Origin of the sequence: Atopococcus tabaci DSM 17538, assembly GCF_000429585.1 — a bacterium.
In the GTDB taxonomy this organism is placed as follows: Bacteria; Bacillota; Bacilli; order Lactobacillales; family Carnobacteriaceae_A; genus Atopococcus; species Atopococcus tabaci.
Genome location: NZ_AUCD01000103.1, coordinates 1 through 5,094, shown reverse-complemented (window position 1 = coordinate 5,094; position 5,094 = coordinate 1). Strand labels below are relative to the sequence as shown.

General features: G+C 37.8%; 5 protein-coding genes and 1 pseudogene. 2 read left to right on the top strand and 4 right to left on the bottom strand.

Translation table 11 applies throughout. The features are described 5' to 3' along the window. The 3 genes and pseudogenes from G470_RS0111250 to G470_RS0111240 all read right to left on the bottom strand — a co-directional run. A pseudogene (locus G470_RS0111250) lies at positions 1-236 on the bottom strand (IS30 family transposase); the annotation flags it as partial. 102 nt (positions 237-338) lie between these two features. After that, positions 339-1,262, bottom strand: a complete 924-nt coding sequence (locus G470_RS0111245) for a cation diffusion facilitator family transporter (protein WP_035445645.1) — start codon at positions 1,260-1,262, stop codon at positions 339-341. A gap of 23 nt (positions 1,263-1,285) precedes the next feature. Continuing rightward, the gene (locus G470_RS0111240) at positions 1,286-1,600 is read right to left on the bottom strand and encodes an ArsR/SmtB family transcription factor (protein ID WP_003143894.1); all 315 of its coding nucleotides are present in this window, start codon (positions 1,598-1,600) and stop codon (positions 1,286-1,288) included. A gap of 365 nt (positions 1,601-1,965) precedes the next feature. Here G470_RS0111240 and G470_RS0111235 point away from each other — a divergent pair, with 365 nt between their 5' ends. Next, positions 1,966-3,891 carry a heavy metal translocating P-type ATPase gene (locus G470_RS0111235; RefSeq protein ID WP_028274880.1) on the top strand — a complete coding sequence of 642 codons (1,926 nt, stop codon included), beginning with the start codon at positions 1,966-1,968 and terminating at the stop codon, positions 3,889-3,891. Between the two features lie 260 nt (positions 3,892-4,151). Then, entirely contained in the window at positions 4,152-4,712 is a 561-nt protein-coding gene (locus tag G470_RS0111230; protein WP_028274879.1) for a recombinase family protein, read from the top strand. 114 nt (positions 4,713-4,826) lie between these two features. Here the strand turns inward: G470_RS0111230 and G470_RS14300 are convergent. Beyond that, the coding region (locus G470_RS14300) for a transposase (RefSeq protein WP_205617934.1) at positions 4,827-5,094 on the bottom strand (268 nt) is incomplete at its 5' end.

Here is a 5,094-nt window from a genome sequence, read left to right as displayed (position 1 = left end):
TAATCAACTTCACCTTGAGGAAGTTGAATAGGTTTACGTCCACATTTTTGTTTGTTTTCTTTGTATTCTAGATAAATATCGATCGCTGTTTTACCCGTTTTCAACTTCCTGATTACTCTGTAGACTGCTTCATGACCTCGCTTAAGCTTTTTAGCAATCTCGCGACCACTGAGATTAATGGCAAAGTATTCTTCTATGAATATGAGTTCTGTTTTGGTAAGATGGGTGTACGACATGTATGGTGCACTCTCCTTAGCTTTGGTAGGTTAATTTGAGTGTATCATAACATGTCTTTTTTCTGTCTCGCTTAATTATACAATCCACGATATATAAATACTTTAACTGCCATAAGCATACCCTTTTTCCAGTTCGTCTTTACTTGTAGTTATTTCTATTGTGATATGATCCTTTACACCCGATGTATGGGCAAGCTCTGCAATTTCTTCTTTGATTTCCCTAGTCTTGTTTATATCGGAAGAGTCTATAAGAACCGTAACGATAAGGGCATTTTCTTCTCCGTCCAGTGACCAAATGTGAAAATGAGAGAGGTCCTTTACAGCAGGAATATTGTTAATGGAGTTCGCCAGGTTCTCTACGTTTACATTTTCCGGCGAACCGTTCAATAAAATTTTCATTGTACTGAAAAATTCAGGTACAGTTTTATAGAGGATATAGAGTGCTATCAAAATCGATAAGATTGGATCCAATCGATAAGTCTCGGTAAAGTTCATTAGAATACTCACAATCAAGACTCCAATCCACCCTAATACGTCTTCCAGCATATGGAGGTTCAACATACCCTCATTTTTGGATGTGCCTTTGCTTAAAATCCAAGCAGCATATCCATTCAATCCAATAGCTACGAGTGAAAGCCAGAACATGCCACTATAATTTACGGGTTGTGGGTCAAGCAAACGTGGCACACTACGATAGATCATAAAGAACGAGCCACTAATTAGCACAACGCCAGTTATCAGCGCGCCCAGTAAAGAAAATCGGTTATAGCCAAAGGTGAACCGTTCATCTTGTTTTTTCTCTGAATAACCTTGAAAAAACCAAGCGAATCCAATTGAAATAGAGTCCCCTAAATCATGAACGGCGTCAGACATAATGGACACACTATTGAAAAGAAACCCAAAGAAAAATTCACTTATGGAGAAAATAAAGTTGGTGAAAAAAGCAATTTTAATATTCTTATTCGGTTGATTTTGGTGCGAGTGATTTTCTTGTTTCTCTGACTTTGAAATTTTAAAAACCTCCATTTAGTTTTATACCTTATTAGCTTTTATTGTTCTTGTTCATTGATATGAGTTAAGACTTGTTCGAGAATACTGAAAACATGAAGATCATCAAGACTGTAAACCATGCTTTTCCCTTCTCTTCTTGCCTTCACTAAACGTGAATCTTTCAATATTTTTAGTTGGTGTGAAATCGCGGACTGTTCCATATCCAATGCAAGCACAATGTTTCCAACACTGAGTTCTTTTTTCTGTAAGAGAAAGAGAATCGACAAGCGTGTAGGGTCACTAATCACTTTGAATAATTTGCTCATTGATTGAATCTTCTCTTTATTGATTGGCGAAGATGTTGATGTATCCATATGCTCTTATTCCTCTCATATGATTTTCCGTTCATATATATAATACCACATGGGTAAAACGATGCAAGTTTTTAGTTTATAGACTAAATTAAGACTTTTGTATTCATAATAGTAGTCCATTTGAACAAGAAGCATCTTGTCTTGACAAAGCTCATACAGTGAGTTATTATGATTTCGTAAACATATGAATGAAACTTCATATGCAAATAATAATCATTCCGATTTACAAATAAAAGGAGATGGATACTGGATAAGCCCAAACCATATAAATCCTTGCTTTACTTAAGCAAGCATACGAAATCAGAATTTGCAAGGCACAAAAAAGTCAACAAAAATCAAAGAAATTTAATAGAAAGGTGATAGAAATGGAAACTACCAAAGAGCAACATTCACAGGAAAAAGAGAAACATAACCACGACCATGATCACAATCACGGGAAGATGCCTATTATTCTATACTTTATTGGTTTGGCATTGGCAATTGTTGCATTGTTCTTAAGTGGAGAATATCAATTAATTAAAAACATCATGTTCTCACTCGCCACAATTAGTGCGGGGTATCATGTCATTATTCTTGAAGGCCTTGGGGAAACAATTGAGAATACAAAAGCAAATAATAAGTTTACGCCTAATTCTCATATTTTAATGGGATTAGCGGCTATAGGAGCTTCAGCGATAGGGAATTTTTGGGAAGGAACGTTGTTGATTCTCATTTTTTCAGGCGCACATTTCCTGGAAGATTACGCTGAAGGAAGAAGTAAACGAGAAATCACGAAATTACTCGAAATGAATCCAACGACTGCTCGGTTAATTTTGCCTGATGGGAATACAAAGATTGTTGATGTCAGTGAATTAAAAGTGGGAGATCAACTTCAAGTATTGAATGGCGATCAAGTCCCCATTGATGGCGTCATTTTGTCAGGCTCTACGTCCATTGATGAGTCGTCTATTAATGGAGAAAGTATCCCAAAAGAGAAGTCCAAAGGAGACTACGTTTTCGGAAGTACAATCAATGGAACAGGTACTTTCACAATGGAAGTCACTAAAGAAAATAAAGATACAGTATTTTCAAAAATTTTACAGTTAGTAAACCAGAACCAAGACAACCAAACAAAAGCTGCGAGTATAATCCAAAAATTTGAACCGAAATACGTTACAGTTGTTTTAATTGCCATTCCGTTATTCATGTTATTGGCTCCTTTTCTCCTAGACTGGACATGGTCACAAAGTATCTATAGAGGATTGGTCCTTTTAGTGGCAGCTTCACCCTGTGCTTTAGCAGCAGCTACTGTATCGGTAACTTTATCGACGACTTCTAACTTGGCCAAAAAAGGCGTCCTTTCAAAAGGTAGTTCTTACCTGTCTCAATTAGCCGATACTCAAGCCATTGCATTTGATAAGACCGGAACTTTGACCAAAGGAAAACCTGAAGTAACCAATTATTATTTTGCTGATTCCGTGAACGAAGAAAATATGATTGATATCGTGGTAGCTCTTGAAAAAGAATCCAATCACCCCTTAGCAGATGCCATTCTAAGAAAGTTTGAACAAAAAAATCAACTGACTATTGAAGTAGAAAATCAGATTGGTAAAGGGTTGACAGGAGATTACAACGGCAAAAATTATCGGATCGGAAAACCAACTTCATTTGACGAGGTTGCAAATGAATATATTCGTTTAAATAATGAGTGGGCATCAGAAGGTAAGACAGTCGTATATGTAGCAGAAGATGAGAATGTCATTGGACTTATAGCTCTCATGGACGTTCCAAGTGAACATGCAAAAGAAACTATTAAATACTTTAAAGAACAAGGCATACACACCACTCTAATCACTGGCGACTCAGAAATGACAGGAAAAGCAGTTGCTGAACAATTAGGAATAGATGAAGTAATCGCGAATGTCATGCCAGAAGATAAATCTCGAATTATAGACGAGCAAAAAGAGAAATACGGCGTAACAGCAATGGTAGGTGATGGTGTAAATGATGCCCCAGCCCTTGTGAATGCAGATGTAGGGATTGCCATGGGAGACGGAACAGATGTAGCAGTAGAAGTGTCTGATTTAGTTCTAATGCAGAATGACTTATCTAAATTGGTTAAAGCTCATGGAATTTCTTCTAAAATGAATCGTGTCATTTGGCAAAACATTCTTTTTTCAATGGCAGTCGTAGCCTTTTTAGTAGTAGTGAGTTTATTAGGTCTAACAGATATAGCGATCAGTGTCATTATTCATGAAGGAAGTACTTTGGTCGTTATTCTGAATGGACTTCGTTTATTAAAATCTAATTAATTCTATCAAAACCCATAAAGCTAGGGTATAGTAATAACTGTCTGAAGTTAATATGCCTTTAACGTTCTAAAAACGTTAGAGGCATATTTTTTATAAATTACTTTGTCTCAAAAACAATCGTTTATGATACAAAAATTACCGACCACTTTTATTATTTAAAAGTGGTCTTTTTTTATATCAAAAGTCGTCTCTTTATCTATATCTCACTAATCACCGTTTGTGATATAATAAAGTGAAAAAATAAGAAGGGAATGTTTCTTATGAGTGGTTATGTGTATGGCTACGCTCGTGTCAGTACCCAGCACCAAGAACTGAACAGGCAGCTGGATTTACTCGAACAACAAAACTGCAATGAAATCTTGACGGAAAAAATGACGGGAACAAAAGCCAGTCGTCCACAGTTGGACCGCTTAAAGGATAAATTGCGACCAGGAGACACGGTCGTTGTAGAAAGTTTTTCCAGGTTAGGACGGAGCACCAAAGATCTGATTGAATTGGTTAACTATTTTGAAGAACACGACGTTAAACTGGTCAGTTTAAAGGAGAACTTCGATACCACTACGCCGCAAGGACGACTTATGATGACCGTCTTCCAAGCATTCAGTCAATTTGAACGCGACTTAATCGTGGAACGGACGAAAGAAGGATTGAAAAGTGCCCGTGCGAGAGGTCGCAAAGGTGGACGTCCACCTGTGAACCAACGGGATATCGAACGAGCTCTGAAGCTCTATCATAGTCAACAATACAGTGTGAGAGAGATTACTGATATGACTGGAATTAGCCGAGCGTCATTATATCGATACTTAAGCAAAGAAAAATAGACAAAATAGGGAATAATATTCTGATAAGTATATCAAAATCATCTTGTTTTAATTACCTTTTGTGGGAGCGTCAATAATTTTGTGTAAATGAAATTCCCTGCTGCAGAAATTTTTCTAATTATTCGCCAGTTTCTCGAACAGCCCGAGCAGTTCTCCTTCCGCCTGCTGGAACCCGCGATGGCTGCGGTCCAGGAACTTCTGGTTGTAGTTTTCGAAGAGGGAGACCAGGAAGCGGTCCATGGACTCCTCGTTCTGGAACTGTTCCTTGCGCCTGCTGTACTTCTTGACCTGCTTATTGAAGGACTCAATCAGGTTGGTGGAGTAGAGGCTCCGCCGGATTGCGGCCGGGAAGTCGTAGAAGGTGAGCAGGTGGTCATTCTCC